The organism is Mesosutterella faecium (assembly GCF_022809315.2).
GTDB lineage: Bacteria > Pseudomonadota > Gammaproteobacteria > Burkholderiales > Burkholderiaceae_F > Mesosutterella > Mesosutterella faecium.
In genome coordinates this window covers 1,678,139-1,701,875 of sequence record NZ_JAKZJU020000001.1, presented here as the reverse complement: position 1 = coordinate 1,701,875, position 23,737 = coordinate 1,678,139, and the positions used below count along the sequence as shown (strand labels likewise).

22 protein-coding genes are annotated in these 23,737 nt (G+C 64.3%); 7 read left to right on the top strand and 15 right to left on the bottom strand.

Features of this window, described 5'->3' with window-relative positions:
• Positions 1-73: 73 nt before the first annotated feature.
• Positions 74-2,179 carry an acetate--CoA ligase family protein gene (locus MUN46_RS07835; RefSeq protein ID WP_243376598.1) on the bottom strand — a complete coding sequence of 702 codons (2,106 nt, stop codon included), beginning with the start codon at positions 2,177-2,179 and terminating at the stop codon, positions 74-76.
• A gap of 171 nt (positions 2,180-2,350) precedes the next feature.
• Between MUN46_RS07835 and yddG the strand changes: the two genes are divergently transcribed.
• Positions 2,351-3,289, top strand: coding sequence for an aromatic amino acid DMT transporter YddG (yddG, locus tag MUN46_RS07830; RefSeq protein WP_243376599.1), 939 nt, complete (start codon positions 2,351-2,353; stop codon positions 3,287-3,289).
• A gap of 55 nt (positions 3,290-3,344) precedes the next feature.
• Here the strand turns inward: yddG and MUN46_RS07825 are convergent, their stop codons facing one another.
• Positions 3,345-3,632, bottom strand: coding sequence for a hypothetical protein (locus MUN46_RS07825; protein WP_243376600.1), 288 nt, complete (start codon positions 3,630-3,632; stop codon positions 3,345-3,347).
• An 88-nt stretch (positions 3,633-3,720) separates the two neighbouring features.
• Between MUN46_RS07825 and arfB the strand changes: the two genes are divergently transcribed.
• Positions 3,721-4,131, top strand: a complete 411-nt coding sequence (arfB, locus tag MUN46_RS07820) for an alternative ribosome rescue aminoacyl-tRNA hydrolase ArfB (protein WP_243376601.1) — start codon at positions 3,721-3,723, stop codon at positions 4,129-4,131.
• A 100-nt stretch (positions 4,132-4,231) separates the two neighbouring features.
• Here arfB and MUN46_RS07815 read toward each other — a convergent pair whose 3' ends face one another.
• On the bottom strand, positions 4,232-4,915 hold the full coding sequence (locus tag MUN46_RS07815; RefSeq protein ID WP_243376602.1) for a hypothetical protein: 684 nt from the start codon (positions 4,913-4,915) through the stop codon (positions 4,232-4,234).
• A 288-nt stretch (positions 4,916-5,203) separates the two neighbouring features.
• Between MUN46_RS07815 and MUN46_RS07810 the strand changes: the two genes are divergently transcribed.
• Complete coding sequence (locus tag MUN46_RS07810) at positions 5,204-5,977, top strand: type III pantothenate kinase (RefSeq protein WP_243376603.1); 774 nt, start codon at positions 5,204-5,206, stop codon at positions 5,975-5,977.
• Positions 5,978-5,980: 3 nt separating this feature from the next.
• Entirely contained in the window at positions 5,981-6,436 is a 456-nt protein-coding gene (locus MUN46_RS07805) for an acyl-CoA thioesterase (protein WP_243376604.1), read from the top strand.
• A gap of 30 nt (positions 6,437-6,466) precedes the next feature.
• On the opposite strand, the gene MUN46_RS07800 is transcribed toward MUN46_RS07805, so the two are convergent.
• Entirely contained in the window at positions 6,467-7,390 is a 924-nt protein-coding gene (locus tag MUN46_RS07800; RefSeq protein WP_243376605.1) for a LysR family transcriptional regulator, read from the bottom strand.
• Positions 7,391-7,657: 267 nt separating this feature from the next.
• On the opposite strand from MUN46_RS07800, the gene MUN46_RS07795 reads away from it, so the two are divergent.
• Together MUN46_RS07795 and MUN46_RS07790 are read left to right on the top strand one after the other, a co-directional pair.
• A complete protein-coding gene (locus MUN46_RS07795) occupies positions 7,658-8,506 on the top strand; it encodes a MetQ/NlpA family ABC transporter substrate-binding protein (protein WP_243376606.1) in 849 nt (282 codons plus the stop codon).
• A 282-nt stretch (positions 8,507-8,788) separates the two neighbouring features.
• Positions 8,789-9,106, top strand: a complete 318-nt coding sequence (locus tag MUN46_RS07790) for a hypothetical protein (protein ID WP_243376607.1) — start codon at positions 8,789-8,791, stop codon at positions 9,104-9,106.
• 134 nt (positions 9,107-9,240) lie between these two features.
• Here MUN46_RS07790 and MUN46_RS07785 read toward each other — a convergent pair whose 3' ends face one another.
• The 6 genes from MUN46_RS07785 to MUN46_RS07760 form a co-directional block, all read right to left on the bottom strand.
• Positions 9,241-10,413 carry an acetylornithine/succinylornithine family transaminase gene (locus tag MUN46_RS07785; protein WP_243376608.1) on the bottom strand — a complete coding sequence of 391 codons (1,173 nt, stop codon included), beginning with the start codon at positions 10,411-10,413 and terminating at the stop codon, positions 9,241-9,243.
• Positions 10,406-11,317 carry an acetylglutamate kinase gene (argB, locus tag MUN46_RS07780; RefSeq protein WP_243376609.1) on the bottom strand — a complete coding sequence of 304 codons (912 nt, stop codon included), beginning with the start codon at positions 11,315-11,317 and terminating at the stop codon, positions 10,406-10,408. The genes MUN46_RS07785 and argB overlap by 8 nt, the downstream gene beginning before the upstream one ends.
• Positions 11,318-11,343: 26 nt before the next feature.
• On the bottom strand, positions 11,344-12,564 hold the full coding sequence (gene argJ, locus MUN46_RS07775; protein ID WP_243376610.1) for a bifunctional glutamate N-acetyltransferase/amino-acid acetyltransferase ArgJ: 1,221 nt from the start codon (positions 12,562-12,564) through the stop codon (positions 11,344-11,346).
• Between the two features lie 119 nt (positions 12,565-12,683).
• Positions 12,684-13,622 (bottom strand): N-acetyl-gamma-glutamyl-phosphate reductase, encoded by a 939-nt coding sequence (argC, locus tag MUN46_RS07770; protein WP_243376611.1) that lies wholly within the window; start codon positions 13,620-13,622, stop codon positions 12,684-12,686.
• Between the two features lie 278 nt (positions 13,623-13,900).
• Entirely contained in the window at positions 13,901-15,991 is a 2,091-nt protein-coding gene (locus tag MUN46_RS07765) for a 3'-5' exonuclease (protein ID WP_243376612.1), read from the bottom strand.
• A 115-nt stretch (positions 15,992-16,106) separates the two neighbouring features.
• Positions 16,107-16,706: a MarC family protein gene (locus tag MUN46_RS07760; protein WP_243376613.1), complete on the bottom strand. Its 600-nt coding sequence runs from the start codon at positions 16,704-16,706 to the stop codon at positions 16,107-16,109.
• 208 nt (positions 16,707-16,914) lie between these two features.
• Between MUN46_RS07760 and MUN46_RS07755 the strand changes: the two genes are divergently transcribed.
• On the top strand, positions 16,915-18,465 hold the full coding sequence (locus MUN46_RS07755; RefSeq protein WP_243376614.1) for an FGGY-family carbohydrate kinase: 1,551 nt from the start codon (positions 16,915-16,917) through the stop codon (positions 18,463-18,465).
• 315 nt (positions 18,466-18,780) lie between these two features.
• On the opposite strand, the gene MUN46_RS07750 is transcribed toward MUN46_RS07755, so the two are convergent.
• From MUN46_RS07750 to MUN46_RS07730, 5 genes are all read right to left on the bottom strand, one after another.
• A complete protein-coding gene (locus MUN46_RS07750; RefSeq protein ID WP_243376615.1) occupies positions 18,781-19,728 on the bottom strand; it encodes an AEC family transporter in 948 nt (315 codons plus the stop codon).
• 193 nt (positions 19,729-19,921) lie between these two features.
• Entirely contained in the window at positions 19,922-20,872 is a 951-nt protein-coding gene (locus MUN46_RS07745; RefSeq protein WP_243376616.1) for an AEC family transporter, read from the bottom strand.
• Positions 20,873-21,051: 179 nt separating this feature from the next.
• Complete coding sequence (locus tag MUN46_RS07740; RefSeq protein WP_243376617.1) at positions 21,052-21,639, bottom strand: hypothetical protein; 588 nt, start codon at positions 21,637-21,639, stop codon at positions 21,052-21,054.
• Between the two features lie 127 nt (positions 21,640-21,766).
• Positions 21,767-22,447, bottom strand: a complete 681-nt coding sequence (locus tag MUN46_RS07735) for a hypothetical protein (RefSeq protein ID WP_243376618.1) — start codon at positions 22,445-22,447, stop codon at positions 21,767-21,769.
• Between the two features lie 41 nt (positions 22,448-22,488).
• Complete coding sequence (locus MUN46_RS07730; RefSeq protein ID WP_243376619.1) at positions 22,489-23,700, bottom strand: MalY/PatB family protein; 1,212 nt, start codon at positions 23,698-23,700, stop codon at positions 22,489-22,491.
• Between the last annotated feature and the right edge of the window lie 37 nt (positions 23,701-23,737).

The following is a 23,737-nucleotide window of genomic DNA, read 5'->3' as shown; positions in this document are numbered from 1 at the left end:
TGCCCCCGGGTGAAGCGCGAATCGGCCGCGCCCCGCCCAGGGGCTCTCCTTTTTTATGCCCCCTCAGCGGGTCTCAGGCCTTCTTCAGCTTCACGCGGGCGTCGACGGCGATGGGCTCGCCGTCGCGGTCTGAGACGATGAGCGGATTGATGTCAAGCTCGGAGATCTCCGGGAAGTCCGCGACGAGCTGCGAGATCCTCAGCAGCGTCTCTTCGATCCGGCCGGTCTGGGCGGGCTTGAGGCCGCGGGCGCCCTCGAGCAGCTTCCAGGCCTTCACCGAGCGGATCATTTCCGCGGCGTCCTGGTCGGTGAGAGGCGCGAGCCTGAAGCAGACGTCCTTCATCACTTCCACGAACACGCCTCCGAGGCCGAACATGATCATCGGCCCGTACTGGGGGTCGGTGGCGAGTCCGCAGACCATCTCGCGCTTGCCGCTCACCATCTCCTGGATGAGCACGCCTTCGAGCCCCTGCTCGAGCCCGCGCTCGGCGAGCTTCGCGAGAAGGTCCCTGTACTGCGCGCGCAGCTCCTCTTCGGAGCGGATGCCGACCCTCACGCCGCCCACATCGGTCTTGTGGGAGGTGGTCTTCGAGGTCATCTTCATCACGACCGGGTAGCCGATCTGGTTGGCGAACGCGGCCGCCTCGTCCTCGCTGCGGGCGAGCTTCGAGCGGCAGGTGCGTATGCCGTAGGCCTCGAGCAGCGCGATGCTCTCGCGCGTGGTGAGGGTGTCGCGGGATTCGCCGCGCGCGGCATCAAGCAGCGCGCGAACCGCGGCCCGGTCCGCTTCATAGGAAGGAATCTTCCCTTCGGGTCTTTCAAGCCACTTTCTCTGGCGGTTGAGGCGGTCGAACGCCGCAATGCCCTCTTCGGAGTACATGTAGAAGGGCACGGTGACCTCGCGCTCGGACAGCGCTGTGAAGAACTCCTGCGTCGTCATGAACACGCCGGCAATGGGTTTTTCGGGGTGCTTGGCCCGGATGTCCATGACGGCCTGGGCGACGTCGGTGTCCTTCAGGCCGAGGAACGGCAGGTAGATCACGAGCACCATGTCCACGCCGGGGTCGGCAAGCACCGTCTCGAGCGTGCGCCTGTAGTGCTCGAGCGGGGCCGAGGCGATCATGTCGACCGGGTTCTTGACGGAGGCGGCCGGAGGCAGGAACGAGCGTAGCTGCTCCTTGGTCTCCTCGGAGAGCTTCGCCATCTGCATCCCGTAGTCTTCCACGGCATCGGTCGCCATGATGGCCGGGCCGCCGGAGTTGGTCACGATGGCGATGCGGTCGCCCCTGGGGATCGGGCACAGGGAGAACGCCTTCGCGGAGGAGAAGAGGTCCTTGAGCGAGCGCTCGCGGATCACGCCGGACTGATGCAGGAGGGCGTCGGCCGCCCGGTCGGCGCCGGCCAGAGACCCGGTGTGCGAAGAGGCCGCGCTCGCCCCGGCCGCGGAGCGTCCTGCCTTGAGCGCGAGAATGGGCTTGCGGCGGCTCGTGCGGGTCGCAAGCCTCCTGAACTCCTGGGGCTGCAGTATCGATTCCATATAAAGGAGGATCTGCCGGACGTCGTCCTCGTTTTCCCAGTAGGCGATCGCGGAGGCCGCGTTCACGTCGGCCTGGTTGCCGATCGAGATGAACTGGGCGAAGCCGATCCCCAGGTCCTTCAGGATGTTGAGGATGCCGCCGCCCAGAGCGCCGGACTGCGACACAAAGCCGATGTCGCCGCGCCGAGGCAGCGATTCGGCAAAGCAGCCGTCCATCCGGACTGCGGGATGCGTGTTCACAACGCCCAGGCAGTTCGGGCCGACGAGGGTCATGCCGTATTCCTTCACCTTTGCGGCGAGGGCCGCCTCGAGCTCGCGGCCGGCGGGCCCCGTCTCCTTGAAGCCCGCAGAAATCACGACCAGTCCCTGAATGCCCTTCTCATGGCACTGATCCACCGTGTCCAGCACGAACTTCGCGTTGATCGCAATGATCGCGAGGTCTATCCCCTGGGGAAGCTCCCGCACGCTTTTATAGACGGGGCGCCCGCCGATTTCTCCTCCCTTGGGATTGACAAGAAAGAGTTCGCCCTTGTAGCCGTAGTCGGTCAGCCGGCAGAACAGGTCGTGGCCGATCGTGTGTTCACGGGCGGAGGCCCCGATCAGGGCAATGGCCCGAGGTTTCATGACAGCAGATAAATTCATGTTGCTCCTCAGTAGGGAAAACGGATGGATTGGTTCGCTTTTCAGCCCGCGGCCGACCCTTTAAGGGCGCAGTCAGTTCATTATCCCCCGAGCCGCTCTTTTCGGCGAGGTTTAGACTTCGCTGCTGAGTGGCGGAATCCGCGGGGGCTGCCTGACGGGGGAGGGGCTGTGTTGTCAGAAAAAAAACGAGCGACGCTTGTGGGGCTGCTGGCTCCGGTGCTGTGGGGGCTCTCCGTCGGCATGATCCGGCTCGTCGAAGAGACGGCGGGCATGGCCCGGGGGCTCGCGCTCTGCTACGTGATCGGGGCGGTGTTCGCGCTTGCCGTTTTCGGCAGGCCGCGGATCGACCGGATGCCGCTCAGGTATCTTCTGTGCGGCATTCCCTGTGCGGTCGCCTGTTCCCTGTGCTTTACCTTCTCCCTGCAGATCTCTGACGGAGGCCGCCAGACGCTCGAGGTGGGGATGGTGAACTACCTCTGGCCGAGCCTTACGATCATCGCAGCGATCCTGTTCAACGGGCAGCGCGCGCGCTGGTACGTCGTGATCGGCTTTCTGCTCGCCCTTTTCGGGCTGGGCGAGGTCATTTCGGGTTCGGCGGGCTTTCACCCGGCGGAGATGCTCCAGCACATGAGGGACAACCCCCTGAGCTACCTGCTCGCGCTGTGCGGAGCCCTCGCCTGGGCGCTCTACAGCTCGGCCACCCGGGCCTGGGGCGGGGGCGAGAACCCGACGGCCCTGATCTTCATGATTGACGCCGCCATTTTCGGCACGCTCGCCCTCACTGGCGGGGTCCCGGCCCCGGCGTCATTCACGCCTTCGGGACTGCTCGTCTGCCTGGCCGCCGGCTGCGTCATGGACGGCTCCTACGCGGTGTGGACCGTGGGCGTGCAGAAAGGCAGCATCACCATACTGGCGATTGCCTCTTACTTCACGCCCGTGCTCTCCTGCCTGTTCGGCGCGGTCCTGCTCGATGCGTCGCTGCCGGCGGGATTCTGGGGCGGAGTCCTCGTCGTAGTCGCAGGGTCCCTTGTCTGCTGGGCCTCGACGCTTCAGGAGGGCTTCCTGCGGCGCCTCTGGGACAGGCGCCGCTTTCAAGTCCGCGGAAAATAGGGCGCCGGGGAGCGGGCCCGTGGCAGTTTCATGGGACCGGCTTTCTCCGATTTCTTCAGAAGGATCCTTTCTGGCCCTTTGCGGCGTCGGGGGCGGCCGCAGGAGTCCCGTCCGAGCGGACGCAGGAGATGGCGGTGCTGTCTCCCTGAGGAGTGAAAACGGCGATGCAGGTGAGGTCTCCGTCGGTGATGCGGTAAATGGGTGAGCCCACGGCGGTGCCGATGCGCTTCACGTTGCGGCTGTCGTTTTCATAGGGCGAGAAGATCCGGGTGACGGCGCGGTCGCATCCGGTGAGAAGAACCGCAGCGGCGAGGGCTGCGGCAAAAATTTTCGTGGCTGTCATAATTCTTAACTGGACGAAAGACCCGTTCATTGTGGCACACTGCGCTCCCTGAGGGGCAGGACGGTGGTTTGAAAAGGCAAAGGCAGGCATGAGGAGAATACCCTACAGGCTCGAGGAATCGGAAGCAAGCTGGAGCGCGGTCCGCAGCCAGGGCGCGGGCGGCCAGAACGTGAACAAGGTGGCCACGGCGGTGAGGCTTGTGTTCGATATCCGGGCGAGCTCTCTGCCCGAGCGGATCAAGCAGAGGCTGCTCGCGCTTCGCGACCGCCGGATCAGCTCCGAGGGCGTGATCGCCATTAAAAGCGAGGTCCACCGGACCCAGGAGCAGAATCTTGAGGATGCCCTGCAGCGCCTGAGAGCCCTGGTCGAGGAAGCCTCTCTCGTGCCGGAGCCCCGCATTCCGACCCGGCCCACGAAAGGCAGCCGCGTGCGCCGCCGCCGCGCCAAGGCCGCGCGCAGCGCGATCAAGCAGAGCCGGCGCCGCGTGACGGATTTCTAAGGCCTGCCGCGCGGGGCGCGTCTTCCGGATATGACAATCCCCGGAAAGCACTCCGCCTTCCGGGGACGCCTGAGGCCAGGGGAAGAGTCCTGCCCGGTCCTTAAAGCTTCAGATTCTTCTGCTCCAGGCTGCTGCTGCGGACGCCGTCGGCGAGGGTGGGGTGACCGCTCACCTCCGTCTTGCTGCCCAGCGTCTGCGCCACGCCGTTGGAGCGCATGCGGTTGGCATAGTCGTGGATGGAGCTCAGCCCCAGGGCGACCTTCAGGATGGCTTTCCGGTCGCTGGGCGAGGAGGGCTGCGTGAGCTCGTACCAGTTGAGGCCGCCGTCGAGCGAGCCGTAGAAGCGGGTGCGGAACCCCTCCTTGTCGGAGCCGTAGCAGTCGACGATGATGTCGTCGGGGTCCACCGCCTTCATCACCATGTCCATCGGGTGGATCTTCACCTTGCAGACGTGTCCCTCCGGGTACATGTGCATGCCTTTTCTCGCCCGGTCGTGCATGGCGTGCACCTTGGCGTCGAACAGGCTGTTTTCAGAGAACGGGCGGTCCGTTGTCCCGGAATGAGCGGCTTTGTTGATTTCTCTTTTGACATCGATCATGTTCACCAGGAACGCGATGACCGCGAGCACGATGAGGCCTGCGGCTATGAAGGTGAGGTCCTTGGCGATGGATTTCTGGATGCTGGGGTCCGAGACGAAGAAAGGCCCGGCCAGAAGCCCGACCACGACGAGAAGGAGAATCCCGATGGTCGCTTTCAGCAGAAAGACACTGGTATTGTTGCGCACGTTCAGCTCCTTATGAATAGGACAGCAGCCATAGTTATGGCCTGTCCATAGGATTCTTTTCTTTATTTTATCAGCTAAGCCTCCGGGAAAGCTGCCCTGAGGGGCCTGCGGACCGGCACTGTTTTAAGCTCGCTTTAAGGCTCGCGGCGCAATATACGCAACAGATGAGTTGAGTTGCTGAGAACTCTCCTTTTGCAGAGCCGGACTAATAAGAAGTCCGGCTTTTTTTTCGCCGGGTGCTAGGATAGAGTGCTTCGGACGGGGCCACGCAGGCAGGAGCTTGGAACTTTGAGCGGAACATTCTTAATAGACATCGGCAACTCGGCTCTCAAGTGGGCTGCGATTTCAACGCCTCAGAACACCGGGGTCATGGTCTACAGCGACCCCATCGAGCTCGCCGAGCAGGTGCGCGACTTCTACAAAAAGCAGCGCCCTGAGCTCATCTACGCCTGCACCGTCGCAGACGCACGGATCGCTGAAACCCTCAATGCCGTGTGCCATCGGACGCGGGTCGAGTGGCTGGGGAGCCAGAGGATTTTCCGCGGCCGCTTCACGCTTGAAAACCGCTACGAGGACTACTCGAAGCTCGGGGCGGACCGCTGGTACGCGGCGATCGGCGCGGCGGCCAAGCATCCGGGCACGAGCCTGCTCGTGATTCAGATGGGCACGGCGCTCACCGCCGACTCCATCCACTGCCTGGGGGAGTCCCGCTACGAGTATCTCGGAGGGCGCATCGCCCCCGGGCCCACCATGATGTACACGATGCTCATGGGCGGGGCGGCGCGCCTTAAGTCGATTGCGCCCGGCAGCCTCAGCCGTTTTCCGCTCAACACGAACGATGCGGTGACCACGGGCATCTTCGACTGCATCGAGGGGTTCATGCGCGGGGGCCTCGCCTCGCTGTCCGAGGATGCCTCGGTGAAGCTCGTGGTGACCGGCGGCGCGGCCAGGTTTTTCGAGTTTGAGATTAAGGAAAGGTTCCCGCGGGCGGTTTTCGACGACAACCTCGTGATCACCGGGCTGGCGGCCCGGGTGGCGAGCGAGGCGGAAAAGGAGCACTAGGCCATGGGACGTGTTTTCGAGGTGCCTTTCGAGGTGCATTTCTCCCACAGCGACTCCACGGGGCTCGCCTTCCATCCCTATTTTTTCGGCTGGGCGGTGGACACGGAGGAGGCGTTCTTCCGCCGCGTGCTTCATGAACCGGTCTTCGGGCCGGGGGTGACCGACGGGCTTTTCACGCCCATGGCCGGGGCGAAGGCGGAGTTCGCGGCGCCGGTGCGCCCGGGCGACCGGCTCGTCTTCAGGCTCTGGATCGAGCGGCTCGGCCGCACTTCGATTCGCTTTGCCTTTGAGCTCACCAAGGAAGGCCGCCCCCTGGTCTGGATTGCGGAGACGCTCGTGTTCTGCAGGCCCAGAGGCGACGGCAGCTTCGAACCGGTCGCGATACCGGAGCGCTTTCGGCCGCTGCTCGCCCCCTATGTCCGCGACCCCGGCACTCCGGAGCTGAAGTTCCGCTCCTGAAAAAAGCGGGGGCGGGCCGCGGCGCGGCTCTCAGGCTCCGGCCTCCTGGGCGTTCATTCTGTCGGCGGCCCGCTTCATGGCTCCGATGAACGAATGCCCCGCCTTCGAGAGATACCGGGTGTCGCTGTATATGGCGCAGATCCGGATCGGGTCGACGGCGGGCCGGATGGTGAAGAACTCAAGCGGAGCCTTCTCCCGGAACTGCCTTGCCATCATTTCCGTCACGAGCGACGGGCCGAGCCCTGAGATCGTATGCGAAAGGGCGGTCGTGAGGTCTCCGCACTCCACGGCGATGCGCGGCTGGGTTTTGGTTCTGGCGCACAGGCTGTTGTACACGCCGCGGAGCCTTACCGTGGGCTTCACGACGACAAAAGGCCTGCGGTCGAATTTCGCGAAGTCGATCGAACCGTCAGGATTCGCCCCGGCGCAGACCGGGTCGTCCTTGCGCACGGCGATCAGGCACGGCTCGCAGAACAGCAGCTCCGAGGCGATCCCGGGATCCTCGCGGGGCGCGGGAACGATCGCGAGGTCGATCCTCGAGGCCGCCACAAGCTCCTCGAGCTTCTGGTCGTCTTTCTCCTCGATGGAGATTTCGACCTCGGGATAGGACTCCAGGAAGGAGGGCAGGACGTTTGACAGGAAGTAGCTCTCGAAGTAGTAGGGCGTGCCAACGCTGAGCTTGCCCACGATCCCTTCGCCCATGTCCCGGATCTGGATTCGGCAGAGCTCGCGGATCTTGCTCACGTTTTTCTCCGCCTCGCACCAGCACATGCCTGCGGGCGTGAGCTTCAGCGGTCTGGCGAGCCGGTCTATGAGCACTGCGCCGGCGTCTTTTTCCAGCCTCATGATGAACTGCGAGAGGGAGGGCTGGGAGATGTTGAGCCGCTTGGCAGCCTTCGAGAAGCTGCCGGCACTCAGCAGCGCCTGAACATATTGATAAGGCTTTTCATTCATAGTCACAGTTGATTCCTTAAAAAGCAACTGCAGACAGGCAGCTGTTATGCGACTGCGCTTATTGGTATTATAGCGAGACCTTATAAATTTATAAAACAAAAGTTATTTCAAATTGAAATTATAAATCTTTTACCCTAATTAGACCGATGCCCTGCCCCGGGGATTCCGCCTTTTCGGCGCCCTCCGACAGGAGGGCGCGCTCTTGGCGGGGTAAACTTTGATACGCTTCAAATTTCAGCAATCCACTTCGTTTCAGGGGATCTAGAGATGCAAAGACGTCAGTTATTCAGCGCGGCCGCCGCAGCGGCGTTCGCGGCAGTGCTTTCCGCCTGCGGCAAAAAGGGCGGTTCGGACGCAGCGTCGGCCGCTGCCTCCTCGGGCGCCGTCGCAGCCGCCGGCACGGTGACGATCAAGGTGGGCGCGACGCCGGTTCCGCACGGCGACCTGCTCAAAGTGGCCGCCCCGCTGCTTGAGAAGCAGGGCGTCAAGCTTCAGATCGTCGAGTTCAACGACTACGTGCAGCCCAACATGGCCCTCGAGTCCAAGGACCTGGACGCGAATTTCTTCCAGCACAAGCCCTACCTGGATGACTTCCAGAAAAATCACAAGACGCACCTCGCGGCGCTTGCCCCCATCCACATCGAGCCGATGGGCATTTACGGCGGCAAGTCCAAGGATCTGAAGTCGATCCCGAAGGGAGCGAAGATCGCGATCCCGAACGACCCGACCAACGGCGGCAGGGCGCTTCTGCTTCTGCAGTCCGCGGGCGTGCTGAAGCTGAAGAACGGGGGCTCGATCGCCTCGACTCCGGCCGACATCGTTGAGAATCCGCATTCGATCAAGCTGCAGGAGCTTGAGGCCGCGCAGGTGCCCCGCAGCCTGAAGGACGTGGATTTTGCCGTGATCAATTCGAACTTCGCACTCACGGTGAACCTGAATCCGGTCAAGGACTCGCTCTTCATTGAGAAGGATTCGCCCTATGCGAACTACGTCGTCGTCCGCCAGGGCGATGAAAACCGGCCCGAGCTGCAAAAGCTCGTGCGGGCGCTGCAGTCTCCCGAGGTGAAGAAATACATCGAGGACAATCTGAAGGGCGCCGTGGTTCCGGCCTTCTGATCTCAGTCGGGCGCGGGGCGGCCCCCGCCCGCGGCCTGATTCCGGCGTGATCAGGCCGCGGGCTTTCTGACTCCTCCAGCCCGGGCCGGCCCCGCTTTTCCAGCCGTTTAAAGGCGCCCGGGTTCTGATCCCTCGGGGGGCGCAGGCCCTCTTTCCGGAACGTCTGCCCCGCGTGCCGTTTGAAGGCCTCCTAGGGCGGATCGAATCGGAGGCCCCGGTCATATAGATGGCTTTTCCCTTGAGAGGACGAGGGAAGGGCCGCCGTTAAGGAAACATCAGAGAATGCCTCGAAGAACCAGGCCCAAAGCGCTCGCCTCGCTCCTGGACCGGGCCGCTGAGAGTTTCGGCAGCCTTTCGGGCTTCGGCGAAAAGCCGATGCCGGATGCAAAGCCCGTTTCCGTGGAGGAAGCTCCGGCAGCTGCGGCCCGCAGGGACTCGATGCCCCCTGAGGCGCGCCGGAGGTTTGCCGAGCTTGAAGGCGTGCTGCAGGACTTCGACCGGGCGGTGCGGGAGGACCGCGATGAAGGAAAGAGCGGTGCGTCCCATGCTCCCAAAAGGCGAAGGAAAAGCAAAACCCCGGCTGGGAAAAAGTCGTCCTGAGCCGCTTCACAGGCCGGCGCTCAAGGGAAGCGCCTTCTAGGCGCCGCCCCTCAGATGAACAGTCAGGCCCAAAAAAACGCGCCTGCAGAAAATCAAGCTTCTGCAGGCGCGGTTCTTCACACGGGGACGGGCTTTCAGGCCGCGGCCTTCAGCAGCACGTCGACCGCTTTTTTAAGCTGCCGGTCGGTGATCGTGAGCGGCGGCAGCAGCCGCACCATTCCGCCGTGGGCGGTGAGGGCCAGCACGCCGTGCTTCATCATCTCGGCGACGACCTCATTTTCGTTTTTCCTCGTCTTCACGCCGAGCATGAGCCCGAGGCCCGTCACGCGCTCGATGCCGGGCTGCCCTTCAAGCCTGCTGCGGATGTACTCGCCCTTGCGGGCGACCTCTGAGAGCAGCTTGTCGTTAAGCCGCTTGAGGATGCTGATCGCGCCGGCGCACACCACCGGGTTCCCGCCGAAGGTCGAGCCGTTCATGCCGGGCGTGAAGACGTCCTTCACGCGCTCGCCGAGGAACGTCGCCCCGATCGGCAGCCCGCCGCCCAGGCCCTTGGCGGTGGTGACCACATCGGGCAGCACCCCGTAGTTCTCATAGGCGTAGAGGCGGCCGGTGCGGCCGTTGCCGCACTGCACCTCATCGGTCATGAAGACGATGTCCTTTTCCTTGCAGAGCTTCGCCACGCCCTGAACGAAGGCCTTGGAGAGCGCGCGCACGCCGCCCTCGCCCTGGACGCATTCGATCAGGATGCCCGCGACCTTCTTTTCGCGGCAGATCCGCTCGACGTCCTTCAGGTTGTCGGGCTCGGCGTATTCAAACCCCGGGGTGAGCGGCGTGAAGTCCTTGTGGAACATGTCCTGGCCGGTCGCGGCAAGCGTCGTGAGCGTGCGGCCGTGGAAAGAGTCCTTCAGCGTCACGATCGTGTAGCAGTCGCGGCCGCGGCGCTTCGCGGCGTAGGCGCGGGCGGCCTTGATCGCGCACTCGTTGGCCTCGGCGCCGGAATTGCAGAAGAAGACGCGCTTCAGGCCCGTCTTTTTGCAGATCAGCTCGGCAAGCCGCGCATCAGGGGCGCTGTAGTAAAGGTTCGAGGTGTGCTGGAAGCTGTGCAGCTGCTCGGTCACGGCCTTCACCCATTTCTTGTCCTTCTGGCCGTAGATGTTCACGCCGATCCCGGAGCCGAGGTCGATGTAGCGGCGGCCGTCCGCGCCCACGAGTTCGGCGCCCTTCCCGTCGACGATCTCAACGGGATAGCGCGAGTAGGTGTGCGCGATGTACTGCTGGTCAAGCTTTTTCGTGTTCTTTTTAGTCATGGTGTTCGTTTCCTTTCTGGGCGGAGGCCTTGGGGGCCTTTTTCTTCTTTGTGATCATGGTGCCGGCGCCGGAGTCCGTAAAGAGCTCGATCAGCACCGAGTGGGGAATCCTCCCGTCCATAATGATCGCCTTGGAGACATTGTTCTTGAGCGCGCTGATGCAGCACTCGATCTTCGGGATCATTCCTCCGGAAATAATCCCTGTCTTGATGAGGCATTCGGTCTCTTCGAGATCCAGCTGGGGAATGAGCGAGGAGGGGTCGTCCTTGTCGCGCAGCAGCCCCGGGATGTTCGTCATCAGGATCAGGCGTTGGGCGTGCAGCGCCGAGGCGATCTTGGAGGCGGCCGTGTCCGCATTGATGTTGTAGACGTTGCCCTCCTTGTCGCACCCGAGCGAGGAGACGACCGGAATGTAGCCCTTCTGCATGATGTCGATGATGGGGCCCGGGTTCACCTTGGTGATTTCGCCCACGTACCCGAGCGACTCGTCCTTCACCTTTGCCATCAGCATCCGGCCGTCCATGCCCGACAGCCCGATCGCGTCGCCCCCGAGCGCCTCCAGGAACGACACGAGGTTCTTGTTGATCTTGCCGGCGAGCACCATCTGGGCGATTTCGACCGTCTCGCGGTCGGTAACCCTCAGCCCGTTCACGAACTGCGACTCCTTGCCGAGGCGCTTGAGCATGCCGGTGATCTCGGGGCCGCCGCCGTGCACCAGCACGACCTTGATGCCGACCAGGTGCAGCAGCACGACGTCCTGCATCACCTGGTGCTGCAGCTCCTCGGTGAGCATCGCGTTGCCGCCGTACTTGATGACGATCGTCTTGCCGTTGAACTTCTTGATGTAGGGCAGGGCCTGCGTGAGGACCTCGGCCCGGTCCGTATTCGAAAATATCGCGTTCATTGCTGTCTGTCCTCTGTCCGTGCGGCTCATGTGCGGTAATCGCCGTTGATCTTCACATAGTCGTAGGTGAGGTCGCAGCCCCAGGCGGTCGCGCCGGCCTCGCCGTCGTGCAGGTCGATCAGGATGTCGATTTCCTTTTCAAGGAGCACCTTCTTGGCGGTTTCCTCCGAGAAGTCGACCCCGGCGCCGTCGCGGCAGACGAGAACTTCTCCGGCCTTTGAGCGGAAGGAAAGCTCGACCTTGTTCACGTCGACGTCGGCCCCGCTGTAGCCGATCGCGCAGAGCACGCGGCCCCAGTTGGCGTCGGAGCCGAACATCGCGGTCTTCACGAGCGAGGAGGTGATGACGGACTTCGCGCAGATGCGGGCGTCGCGTTCGGTCTTCGCGTGCGAGACGCGGCATTCGAGCATCTTCGTGGCGCCTTCGCCATCGCCCGCGATCTTCCGGCAGATCGAAACCGTGATCGTGTTGAGCGCCTGCATGAAGGCGGTGAAGTCCTCGCCTTCGGCCGTGATCTCGGGGTTGCCGGCCAGGCCGTTTGCGAGCAGCACCACGTTGTCGTTCGTGGAGGTGTCGCCGTCCACCGAGGTCATGTTGAAGGTTTTCTGCACGTCGTGCGAAAGCGCCTTCTGCAGCATCGCGGGGGAAATCGCGCAGTCTGTCGTGATGAAGACGAGCATCGTGGCGAGGTCGGGGTGGATCATTCCGGAGCCCTTGCCGATCGCGCCCATGCGGCAGGTGCGGCCGCCTGCGGTGAACTCGACCGCCGCTTCCTTTCGGACCGTGTCGGTCGTCATGATGCCTTCGGCCGCGCGCACCGAGGCTTCCTCGTCGGCTCCGAGCCCCGCGACGAGCGAGGGCAGGCCCTGCTCGATCGGGGCGGGGTCGAGCCTCTGGCCGATCACGCCCGTGGAGGCGACGAGAACGTCGTTCGGGGCGAGGCCGAGCGCCCGGCCCGCGAACGAGGCGATTTTCTCCGCCACCTCGACGCCGTCGGCGTTGCAGGTGTTGGCGTTGCCGCTGTTTACGATGACGGCCTGCGCCCGGCCGTCCTCAAGATGCTTGCGGGTGACGAGAAGGGGCGCGCCCTTCACCTTGTTGCGCGTGTAGACCGCGGCGCCCGCGCAGGGCGCCTCGCTCACGATCAATGAGAGGTCGCGCTTCGACTTGTTCCTGCGGATGCCGCAGTGGATGCCGTTTGCGCGGAAGCCCTTGGGGGCGCATACGCCGCCGCTGATGATCTTCATGGTGTTGTTCTCCGGGCCGCAGAGAGCAGTCTCTGCGGCCTTCACTCAGTGTTGGTTCGGAATGGGGGCGGGGGCTGAGGCGCGGTCCTCGCGCGCCTGCTGTTGTCCCCCGCGGTCTTTTAGTCTGCGAGCCTCAGGCCTCGCACCGGGTCTTCGCCCAGCACGAGGTTGAGGCACTCGATGGCGGCCCCGGAGGCTCCCTTGCCGAGGTTGTCGTAGCGGGCCGCGAGCACGAAGCGCTCCTCGCAGCCGAAGACGCTTACCTGCATGGAGTCGAATCCCGAGAGCGCGGACGCGGCCATGAACCCGGCCTCGTCGGGCGCTTCAACGTATCGGACCACGGGGCCCTGGTAGGCCTGCCGGTAGGCCAGGCGCACATCCTCGAGGCTGCGTCCGGGCGCGAGGTCAGCCGCGGTGAGTGGCACGGTGACGAGCATGCCCGAGTAGAAGTCGCCCACGACCGGAAGAAAGACCGGCGCGCTGTCCAGGCCGGAGTACGCCTGCATTTCCGGAAGGTGCTTGTGGTGCTGGCCGAGCGCGTAGATGCGCGGCGAGTCAAGCAGGGGGCTTCGCGGGCTGGACTCGTACTGGGCGATCATTTTGCGGCCGCCTCCCGAATAGCCCGTGAGCGAATAGCACGACAGGCGCGCGCTGCGGGGCAGAAGCCCCGCGGCCGTCAGGGGCTCGGTGAGCGCGATGAAGCCGCTCGCATGGCAGCCCGGAACCGCGATTCTGCGGCCCGTGCGGACGCGCCGCTCGAATTCCGGGGAAAGCTCCGGAAAGCCGTAGGCCCAGCCGGGAGCCGTCCTGTGGGCTGTGCTCGCGTCGAGCACGACGGTGTTCGGATTGGTGATGAGGGAGACTGATTCGCGTGCCGCTTCATCGGGCAGGCACAGAATTGCGGCATCGGCCGCGTTTAGGGCCTCGCGCCTCGCATCAGGGTCTTTTCGGAGCGCTTCCGGAAGCGTCCTCACGTCGAGATCGGTGCGGCCCGCGAGCCGTTCTTGTATGCGCAGCCCGGTCGTGCCGGCGCTGCCGTCGATAAATACTTGCTTCATTCCTGCCTTCTTATTAAAGCCGCCGCAGGGGAATTGTGGCCTGCGGAGGAGTTGGGACGACATGCCTGTTTCGACTGGCCGCGGAAAGCTGACACGGCCACAAGACGACTTCCGGGGTACTGCCCCTGTCTCAAGGCATTTTTGTAACTTACATTCTCACGCGCCTCTTGTCTGCCGCACAGGGGCGCGTTGCTTGACAAAGATCAACCAGAGGGATCCGCAGGGCCCCCGGCTCCCGCCTTTGCGGGATTCCGCGGGGGCTCCCGGGGCGCCCGGGCTCACTGTCCGCCGGAGGCCCGGCGTGATTTTTCCTTTTCATAGTCGAGCAGCCGCTTCAGGTATTCGCCCGGGGTGTCGCTGCAGGAGACGTAGAGCCGGTCGACGGCGCGCGTGAGCGCCACATGAAACAGCGTGCGCTCGGCCAGCTCTGCCTCGCTGCGCTCCTCGGGGGTGGCGGCTTCGTTGAGCGTCTGCGCGTCGGGAATGTTGCCGTCGTCCGCCCCGGCGATGAAGACCGCGCGGAACTCGAGCCCCTTCAGCCTGTGCAGGGTCGCGCTTCGCACGCCCGCGGCGTTCGGGTCGTCGGGCACGTTGCGGGAGATCTGAAGCGTCCTGATGCCGCGCTGCGACAGCGCCCTCTGGTAGTCGTCAAGGAGGCTGTCCGTGCGGGCCGCGATGACAATGGAGGAGAGCGGCATGTCCTTTTCCTCCTCAAGGAGCGCGTGGATCTGACGCACGATCCAGGAGACCTCGTCGTCGAACTCCCGCCCGACGTAGAGCGCAGGTTCAGGTCCGTGCCGCAGGGTTCCGGCCGTCCCGGCCGGCTCTTCCTCATTTTTCCCCGTCAGGGTGAAGTTGGCGGCCGCGGAGATTTCCGCCGTCGTCCTGTAGCAGACGGTGAGCCGCAGCGAGCGGGCGCCCTTGATGTTGATGCCGCAGTTCTTGAAGGACACGTCTCCGCCGTAGATGCGCTCGCGGATGTCGCCCACGAGGAAGAGGTCGCCTTCCTGGTCCCGCAGCTCCGGGTGCCTGTCGTGATCCGGGGCGAGCGCGCGAAGGAGTTTCAGCGCCTCCGGGCCGAAGTCCTGGATTTCGTCGGCAACCACCGCGCGGTACAGAGGCTTCATGCCCTCCTCGGCGCCCGTGGCGAGCAGGCCGATCGCGGCGTAGTAGGCGTCGGGGGCCGCCACGCGGCCGCGGGCGAAGAGCTCCCTGCGGAAAGCCTCGAAGACGGGCCAGAGCGTCCGGCGCTTGTCCTCGGGCAGCCGGCTGTCGCGGGAGGCGAGATAAGATTTGAGCAGGCGGATGTTGTTGGGCAGGACGTGCTTTTCGAATTCCTCGCGGGCTTCGGCCGCCGTGCAGCCTTCGGGCATCGTGGCGGTCGTGTTCTTCCAGATCGCGTCGTAGAGGGGGTTGCGCGGATAGAGGATGGCCGGCTTGTAGCCGTTTCTGCGCAGGAAGGAAGTGACCCAGCCGTCCAGGTTGGTCACCTCGATCTGGCCGATCCGGTCGGCGCGCACGAGCCTCTGGAGCTGCTCCTTGATGTCGACCGCGAGGTTTTTGGTGGCGGTGACAAAGAGGAGCCGGTCGCCTGGCTGCCAGTCGGGCAGCTCGACCAGGTACTTGGCGCGGTGCATGGCCACCACGGACTTGCCGGTGCCGGCCCCGCCCTGCACCAGGACCGCGTGCTTCCAGGGACCGCGCACGATCTTTTCCTGCTCGGGGTTGAGGTAGAGCCTCATCTTGTCCATCTGGGACTGCGCGGTGTGGTGCAACTTTGCATGCTCGCGCTTCACGGCCGTCCAGGCCGCCCCGTTCATGAACCAGGCGAGCGACTCGAAGGCCTCGGGGGGGATGGCGCTGCGGGCGTTTTCAAAGGAAGAGCGGGAGGTGAAGGAGCGCACGAGCGGGAGATTCTCCTTTCCGAGCCCGATCGCGAGCAGCTCCTCGTCCGGAATGTCTTCGAAAAGGGGCCTGGGGGGCGGCGGCGCCTCTACGGATTTTTCCGTTTCCCCGGCCACCAGCCTGAACAGCAGAGAGCCTGAGGCCGTGGGCTCGCGCTTCAGGTTGTGGCTGCGCGCCCATTCGAGCGCAGACTTGCTCCAGTTCGCGGTGAGCAGTACCGCAAGCTCAGGCTCCGGGAAGGCGGCCACGGCGCTCCAGGCGCTGTTCACCTCATAGATCCGGAAATTCTCCGGCGCTCCGGGCTCGCGCCGGGGCTTGAGGGCCTTGTCGAGGGGATCAAGCCGGAACCGGGTGATGAATTTATAGAGATCGTCCCTGATGACGGAAGGGGCTTTCCAGAAAGCCTCAAGCAGTTCGGGCAGGAGCACGACCTGGGGCTTCGTCTTGGCATCGGTATCAGGCATTCGGGCACCACTAAAAAAGGAAGGCGCCACTGCCGGGCAGCTGGGGCGGAGGGGCACCCGTCGAAGGGAAACACTTGATTCAATTGTACTCAAGCGCGCTCAATTGTCAGGCGGGTCACTTAAGAAAGGCGGCGATGCCGGTGAACATCAGCTGGCAGGAAAGAGCGGCGAGCACGAGCCCCGTGATTTTCGAGAGCATCGCGATGCCGTTGCTGCCGATCACCTGCTTCACGCGGTCGGCCGCATAGAGCATGACGCCGATCGTGAGGCAGGCGAGGATGATCGGCACCAGCGTTTCGATCTTGAGCAGCCAGGAGTCGGCCTCGGCCGCGGCAATGATGAGCGCGCCCACGCTGCCCGGGCCGATCGTGATCGGGATGGCCAGCGGCACGATGGCGAGGTCCATGAGCGAGCGGTCGGTCTCCGGCAGGGAAAATTTGCCCTGCGTGAGCGAGACCGCGGACAGGAAAAGCAGGGCCCCCGCGCCGATTCGGAAGGAATCGACCGTGATGCCGAACAGCCCGAAGATTTCCGAGCCGAAGAGGAAAAGGATCACGGAGATCAGCACGATGCCCAGCGTCACCCGGGCGGCTAGCGCCCGCTGCTTGCGCGAGTCCACCTTTTCCGTGAGGGCGAGGAAAACGGCCAGAATGAAAAACGGCGTGAAGATGAAGAAAAACTTGATGTAGATCGAGACAGCCGTCGACAAGGTCATGACAAAAAGCTCCGACAGTGGGAGAAAGACCGCCAGAAACAGGAGGGATTCTAGCCCAGCCGCAGCCGGGAATCGCACGTCCGGGCTCCCGGGAAAAGGCGGGTGCCGCGGGCCGCTTTTCACTTATCTTCATCGGCCTAGGTAAAATAGCCCATCGTCTTTGATTTCAGCCTCCCGCACACGAGCGCGGGGGAAAAGGAATGGAGAAATGGGAAAGCTTTACCTGGGTTTTGATGCGGGCACGCAGAGCGTCAAGGTCGCCGTGTACGACGCCGCCTGGAAATGCATTGCCTCCTGCAGCAAGCCGACCACCCTCGGTTACCCCAACCCCGGCTGGGTGCAGATGGACCCGAACGAGTATTTCAACAACACGGTCGAGTGCATGAAGCAGTGCGCCCGCGAGATCCGCAGCAAGGGCTACGATCCGGCCGATGTCGCCGCGATCATGGGCGACGGGGTCATCTGCGGGATCACCGGCGTCGACGAGGACGGCAATGCGGTCACTCCCTATGTGAACTACCTCGACTCGCGCACCCGCGAGGACGCGGAGGCGATCAACGCGAAAGGCCTCGACATCTGGGGGCGCGAAACGGGCAACCCCGAGGCAAACTGCATGTTCCCGGCTCTCTTCGCGCGCTGGTTCCTCAAGAATTCCGAGGCCTTCCGCAACCGCGGCGTGAAGTTCGTGCACAACGCGCCCTACGTGCTCATGCACCTGGCCGGCCTCAAGGGCCGCGACGCCTTCATCGACTGGGGCGCGATGTCGGGCTGGGGGCTCGGCTACCGGGTGATGGACAAGCAGTGGAGCGACGAGCAGCTGCGCATCCTCGGCATTGACCGCAAGTACATGCCGCGCATCCTCAAGCCCTGGGACATCGTGGGCGGCCTCTCGCCCGAGTGCGCCGCCGCCACGGGCTTTGCCGAGGGCACGCCCGTGTGCGCCGGCGCCGGCGACACGATGCAGTCGATGCTCGGTTGCGGCGTTTTCGAGCCCGGCCAGGGCGTCGACGTTGCGGGCACCTGCGCGATGTTCTGCGTGGCGACCGACGGGATCGTGCCCGAGCTCTCCCGTCCCGGCTCCGGGCTGATTTTCAATTCGGGGTCGCTGCCGGACACCTATTTCTACTGGGGGTACATCCGCACCGGGGGACTCGCACTGCGCTGGTTCAAGGACAGCGTCGCCCTGAAAAACGACGATCCGAAGTACTACACGCGCCTCTCCGAGATGGCCTCCGAGGTGCCCGCGGGCTGCAACGGGGTCCTGTTCCTGCCCTACCTCACCGGGGGCATGGGCGAAGAAGACGAGGCGAGCGGGTGCTTCCTCAACCTCACGCTCGACGACAACCAGGGCGTGATGTGGCGCTCCGTGCTCGAAGCGATCGGCTACGACTATATGGAGATCACCGACACCTACCGCGCCGCCGGCGTGCCGCTGCGCCGCCTCACCGTGACCGAGGGCGGCTCGCGCGATTCGCTCTGGAATCAGATCAAGGCCGACATGCTCTCCTCGGACGTCGTGCGCTACCGCACCGCGGGCGGCGCCGTGGTGACGGACTGCGTTTTCGCGGCCCTTGCCGCCGGGGACGTGAAGGAGGTGCGGCCCGCCCTTGAAAAGACGATCACGAAGGACGCCGAGTATGCACCGAACCCCGAGAACACGAAGCTTTACCGGAATCTGCTTGAAAAGAAGAAGCAGCTCGTGAAGACGGACATGAAGGCGGCCTTCCACACGCTGCGGCAGATGAAGAAGTTCAACTGAAGCCCGAAAGAGCGGCCCGCAGGCTGTTCCGGCGGGTCTCTCCGAGCGCCTGAACTGCAGCTCCTCCGGGTCAGGCCGGAGCAAAAGCAGCGGCCGGACCGCGCTGCTTTTTTCGCCGGACCCGCAGGAGCTGTTTTTTTGTCTGAAGTTGCCGGCTTTGCTGAACTTGCGGCCCGGACGCGAGTTTTCTTTTTTGCGAGGAAAGGCAGGCGGGGCGGCCCGGGGGCGGTCTGCGGCCTTCCAGGGCCCCTTAAAAAGAGGCCGGAAGGCTGAGCGCGGAGGAGATCCTCCGGAGGCCTCCGGCCTGAAGGCGGCTTAGAGAAGCGCGAAGAAAAGCGGGCAGAGCGTCACCATGAAAACCAGGGTCGAGAGGGCGAAGGCCGCCATCGCGATGTCGGTTTTAAGGCCGTAGATCGCGCAGCAGAACACCGTGTTGATCGCCACCGGGCAGGCGGCCTGGATCACCAGGGTCGAGGTGATGGTGTGGTCGCTGAACAGCAGCCGGCTCAGGCCCCAGATGATGGCCGGCAGCACGATGAACTTCACCGGCAGGATCATGAGCACGTTTTTGTTCATCGCGCGGCGGGCCGCGGTGATGTTGAGCATGAGCCCCACCGGGAGCAGCTGGATCCAGGCCGACACATGCACGAGGGCGGCGAAGATCGGGTCGAAGAAGGCGGGCTGCGGGACGCCCTTGAGCGAGAGGGCGGCGCCGGCCAGCATGCCGAGGATCGAGACCTGGTTCCAGGTGAACAGCAGCTCCTTGATCGAGCGCTTGTGCGTGAGGCCCCTGTTCGTCTGGGCCATGTCGCGGAACTTCTGGCACATCGGGAAGCAGAACAGGATCAGCACGAGGCTCTGCAGCACGCCGATCACCTGCACGTAGGCATAGGAGGTGGCCCCCAGGATCAGAAAGCAGATGAGGCCGCCCAGCGTGCTCGTGTTGCCGAGCATCGAGGAGACGACGAGCGCCCCGCGCTCCAGGGGATCCGCGACCCGGCGCGTGATCGCCATGCCGATGAAGTAGGGCAGAAAAAGGATCAGCAGCCCCAGCAGCGGGATGAGCGCCACCTCGGAGGTGAACTTGAGCTTCCAGAACGAAACGAACGCGAGGACCGTGAAGAGCCCGCGCACGTTGAATTTGATCATGAAGTCCGTAAAAGCCGGACGGACCAGGTTTTTGACTTTAAGGATGTAGCCTAGCGTGATCGGGCCGATGAGGTCGACCAGCAGGAGCACCACCCGAAGTTGTGAATCGTCCATTTTCTCAAAGGCAGGTCGGGCTATTCCGGCCTTCAGCAGCTTGCGTGGATGGGAAAAAACAGGACGGAAAGCTTAAACCCGCACGGGCGGCCCGGCTTCCGCAGACATTGCGGAAACAGGGGACGCCTGCATTGCAGAAACAGGGGATGGCCGGTCGGAGGAGGGCTTCACCGAAAGGAGGGGGCGGCGGCTCCTAGGCCCAGAGCATGAAAAAGAGCGGGCAGAGCACGAGCGCAAAAATGAGCGTCGTGCCGATGAAGGAGGCGAGGGTGAGGTTGTTCTCGAGCCCGTAGAGGGCGCAGGAGAGCACGGCGTTGATCGCCGTCGGGGTGGAGGCGACGATCACCATCGTCCGGATGATGGTGGGGTCGGAGACGAGGAGGCTGCTCACCGCCCAGGTGAGCAGCGGCACGAACACGAACTTGAGCGGGATGATCAGCGTCACTTTCTTCATGAAGCGGGCGGCCGCCCCGAAGTTGAGCAGCAGCCCCACGGGCAGGAAGTTGATCCAGCACGACAGGTGGATGAAGGCCGAGAAAGCCTGGTCGAAGGCCGCGGGCTGCGGGATGGAAAGGGCGGAGAACACCCCGCCCAGCAGCATTCCCACGACCGAAATCTGGTTCCAGGTGAAGAAAAGCTCGCGGAAAGAGCGCTTTTTGACGACCGCGCCCCTGGAGTCGGCGAGGTCGTGGAATTTCTGGCACACCGGGAAGCAGAAAAGGATGAGAAGGACGTTCTGGAGGACGGCCACCACCTGGACGTAGGCGTAGGCGACGGGACCGATCACGAGGTAGGAGACGAGGCCGCCCAGGGTGCCGGTGTTGCCGAGCATGGCCGACATGACGAACGCGCCCCTCTCGCGCGGGCGGTCCTTGAGGCCGCGGCTCATGGCAAGCCCGGCGAAGTAGGGCGCGAAAGAGATCACGAGGCCGATCACCGGGATCCAGAGCAGCTCGGCGCTGAGCTTCAGCTTCCAAAAGGAAATGAAGGCGAGGATGGTGAACATGACCCGGACGTTGAAGGTGATGAGCGCCTGGGTGAACCGCGGCGAGACCAGGTTCCAGCGGTGCAGGAAGTAGCCCAGCGTGATCGGCAGCAGCGAGTCGGCGAGCAGCGTCAGTATTCGGGTAATTGTTTCATCCATTTCGGAAAGCGCGGAAGGCGCCTTGTGGGTCAGCGGCAACCGTGTAAGGATAGCGCAGCGCCGGCCCCCCGGTTCCGGGCGGCGGCGCTTCGGGCAAAAGAAAGCCGCCGGCGATTTCTTAGAAATCATCCGGCGGCGGATGGAGATCCTGGGGCCCGGCGGGGCCTCTCAGGTCAGTGTCAGGCCTTTGCTTCCGCGCCCTGAGCGGGGCTTTTCGCCTCCGCGGGCCTGGGCGCGGGCTGGGCGGCGGGGGCGGCCTTCGCCGCAGGGGCGGCCGCGGCGCCTGCCTGCTTGCGCGCCTTGGCCTCCGACCTGTGGGCGGCTTCCTTGGCCTTGCGGGCCGCGGCCTGGCGGGCGATTTCCTTGGAGGGCATTCTGCGGATCCGGTGGATGTAGCCGCGCACGAGCTCGGCTTCGTCATCGGTGAGCCAGAAAGCCTTCTGGGAACGGCCGGCTGCGATCTGTGCGTCGCGGAAAGCCTTCCAGTCATCGGAAGACTTCTTGAAGGCGGCCTGCAGGGCCCCCTGGGGCAGGGGCTTGCTGCGGCCGTGGGAGGGCTTGCCGTGTCCGTGGCGGCCTTCCGTCCTTTCGTGTTTTTTCTCGCCCGTCTTTTCGGCGGGAGCCGCTGCCGGCTCCTCTTTCTTTCCCTCAGCGGGCTTGGCGGCGGGTTCGGCCTTGGCGGCGGCCGGGGCTTTTTCAGCCTCAGGCGCGCTCTGCTGCGCTGCGGCAGCTTCCGGGGTCTTCTTGTCTTCGCTCGTGTTTTCCATTTCCACGTGCCTTTTTTTTAATCTGAAGAAAGCGGGCGGGCAGCCCGCTGCGCAAAAAAAACAATTCCGCAAGTTTAACCAAATCGGGAAGCCGCAGGCAACCAAAGGCGGCCTGCGGCCTGCGGCCTCAGTTAAGCGTGCGCGTCGAGGCGGGATCGCCGCTGTAGCCGTTTTTAAAGAGCGCCTCCTCGGTGATGAGATAGCGCTTCATCATGCCGGCCACGCGCTCCACGGGCCTGCTCTCCGAGTTCCGGCACAGCGCCTTCACGGAGGCAAAGCCGAGCGGCCGCAGGTGCCCGAAGAAGAAGCGGGCCTGCTCCTTGTCATCGCTGCCCTGGGCGATCAGAGCCTGAAGGAAGGCGAATTCGGCCGGCAGCGTGTCCACCAGGCTTTCGAGCCCGGGCTCCACGGTGATGCCGCTCTGGCTGTAGTGGTCGAGAAGCCGGTTTTTGTAGGACTCGAGGTCGAGCGTGAGGCTTTCCGGCTTGAGAAGCTCCGTTTCGGAAAAGACCTGGGGCCCGGCGCGCTTCACGCGGTCCAGGCCCGCCTCCACCTCGGAGAGCTCTCCCAGCGTCTCCTCGGGCGCGGGCTGCGGGCGGGCCAGGGTGAGCTGCTCGGCAAAAGAAACGCACTGGCACAGCAGCTTCCAGTCCGCGACCACGCGGCTGCGCTGGATCGGGTTGAAGAAGAACGCGGCAAACCACCCGCAGGCGTTGATGCGCCTGCGGTCGTATTCGATCTTCATGGCCCGGTCGGCGACCTGCTGCCAGTTGATGCCCTTGATCGGATTTTCGTCGTGTTCGTCCATAGTGAAAAAGCCTGCTGCCTGACGATAGATATACTCTTTTATCAGATATGGGGGCTCATGGGGCGGGTTTCAAGAGCCGAGCCGCGGCGCTCTGCGGCCCAGGCGGCGATCCGCCCGAGCCCCTCGAGGAGCCTCTTCGTCTGGGTGGCGAGGTTGATGCGGATCCAGCCCGGGGAGGTCTCGCCGTAGTGGGCGCCGGCCGCGATGCGCACGCGGTGCTTTTCAAGCAGCTCGCGCTCGATCTGCTCCGAGGGCTGTCCGAAGGCGCTCATGTCGAGCCAGGCGAGGTAGGTGCCTTCCATTTCAGGCAGCGTGCATTCGGGCAGCTTCTCGGCCACAAAGCTGCGGAGCGCCTCGCGGTTTCGGGCGATATAGGCGTTGAGCGCGTCGAGCCACTCCGCCCCCTCGCTCGAATAGGCGGCGATCAGGGCCTCGACACCCAGGGGGTTCGCGTCGCAGATCTCGTTGATGTTGATGCGCCGGTCGATCCGCCTGCGGTCTTCGGGGTCCGGGACGATCACGTAGCCGGCCTGCAGGCCCGCGGTATTGAAGGCCTTCGAGGCGGCCGACAGCGTGATGCAGTGCTGCGCGGCCCAGTCGGAGACTGCGGCGGCCGGGGTGAACCGAAGGCCCCTGGGGACGAATTCCTCGTGAATCTCGTCGCTGATCAGGTAGAGCCCGCGGCGTTCGCACAGGGCCGCGGCCGCCTCGAGCTCGCCGCGGCTCCAGACCCGTCCGGTGGGGTTGTGCGGACTGCACAGCAGCAGCGCCTTCGCCCGCGGCTCTTCCGCCCGGCGCTCTAGGTCCTCGAAGTCGATCTTCCAGCGGCCGCCCTCGAGCCTGAGGGCATTGGCCGAAAGCTCGAGCCCGGAGTTCCTGATGCTTGAAAAGAAGCAGTTGTAGGCCGGGGTCTGGATGATGACCTGTTCGCCCGGCTGCAGCAGCGCCTGCAGCACGGCGGAAATCCCGGGCACAACGCCGGTGACCGGAATGATGCTCTCAGGGCTGCAGCGCAGGCCGTGGCGCCGCTCCTGCCACGAGCAGACAGCCCGGTAAAAGTCCTCGGTCGGGATGCCGTAGCCGAAAACCCCGTCGGCCGCCCTGCGCTCGATCGCGCGGCGCACGACCGGCGCCGTCCGGAAGTCCATGTCGGCCACCCAGAGCTCGATCACGCCTTCGGCGGCATCCGAGTCCCATTTGAGCGAGCGGGTGCCGCGCCGCTCGACGGGTTCGTCAAAAATATCCGGTGACATGCAAGGCTCCTTTCAGGAGGATGGCCGGCGGCGGGCT

Excerpts from the sequence above, each read along its gene's own strand:
- MUN46_RS07745 (WP_243376616.1), bottom strand. The coding sequence starts at position 20,872 with ATGGATGAAACAATTACCCGAATACTGACGCTGCTCGCCGACTCGCTG.
- MUN46_RS07790 (WP_243376607.1), top strand. The coding sequence starts at position 8,789 with ATGCCTCGAAGAACCAGGCCCAAAGCGCTCGCCTCGCTCCTGGACCGG.
- argB (WP_243376609.1), bottom strand. The coding sequence starts at position 11,317 with ATGAACGCGATATTTTCGAATACGGACCGGGCCGAGGTCCTCACGCAG.
- MUN46_RS07765 (WP_243376612.1), bottom strand. The coding sequence starts at position 15,991 with ATGCCTGATACCGATGCCAAGACGAAGCCCCAGGTCGTGCTCCTGCCC.
- MUN46_RS07835 (WP_243376598.1), bottom strand. The coding sequence starts at position 2,179 with ATGAATTTATCTGCTGTCATGAAACCTCGGGCCATTGCCCTGATCGGG.
- MUN46_RS07825 (WP_243376600.1), bottom strand. The coding sequence starts at position 3,632 with ATGACAGCCACGAAAATTTTTGCCGCAGCCCTCGCCGCTGCGGTTCTT.
- MUN46_RS07755 (WP_243376614.1), top strand. The coding sequence starts at position 16,915 with ATGGGAAAGCTTTACCTGGGTTTTGATGCGGGCACGCAGAGCGTCAAG.
- MUN46_RS07735 (WP_243376618.1), bottom strand. The coding sequence starts at position 22,447 with ATGGACGAACACGACGAAAATCCGATCAAGGGCATCAACTGGCAGCAG.
- MUN46_RS07800 (WP_243376605.1), bottom strand. The coding sequence starts at position 7,390 with ATGAATGAAAAGCCTTATCAATATGTTCAGGCGCTGCTGAGTGCCGGC.
- argJ (WP_243376610.1), bottom strand. The coding sequence starts at position 12,564 with ATGAAGATCATCAGCGGCGGCGTATGCGCCCCCAAGGGCTTCCGCGCA.
- MUN46_RS07795 (WP_243376606.1), top strand. The coding sequence starts at position 7,658 with ATGCAAAGACGTCAGTTATTCAGCGCGGCCGCCGCAGCGGCGTTCGCG.
- MUN46_RS07785 (WP_243376608.1), bottom strand. The coding sequence starts at position 10,413 with ATGACTAAAAAGAACACGAAAAAGCTTGACCAGCAGTACATCGCGCAC.
- MUN46_RS07730 (WP_243376619.1), bottom strand. The coding sequence starts at position 23,700 with ATGTCACCGGATATTTTTGACGAACCCGTCGAGCGGCGCGGCACCCGC.
- MUN46_RS07740 (WP_243376617.1), bottom strand. The coding sequence starts at position 21,639 with ATGGAAAACACGAGCGAAGACAAGAAGACCCCGGAAGCTGCCGCAGCG.
- MUN46_RS07750 (WP_243376615.1), bottom strand. The coding sequence starts at position 19,728 with ATGGACGATTCACAACTTCGGGTGGTGCTCCTGCTGGTCGACCTCATC.
- arfB (WP_243376601.1), top strand. The coding sequence starts at position 3,721 with ATGAGGAGAATACCCTACAGGCTCGAGGAATCGGAAGCAAGCTGGAGC.
- argC (WP_243376611.1), bottom strand. The coding sequence starts at position 13,622 with ATGAAGCAAGTATTTATCGACGGCAGCGCCGGCACGACCGGGCTGCGC.
- MUN46_RS07805 (WP_243376604.1), top strand. The coding sequence starts at position 5,981 with ATGGGACGTGTTTTCGAGGTGCCTTTCGAGGTGCATTTCTCCCACAGC.
- MUN46_RS07760 (WP_243376613.1), bottom strand. The coding sequence starts at position 16,706 with ATGACCTTGTCGACGGCTGTCTCGATCTACATCAAGTTTTTCTTCATC.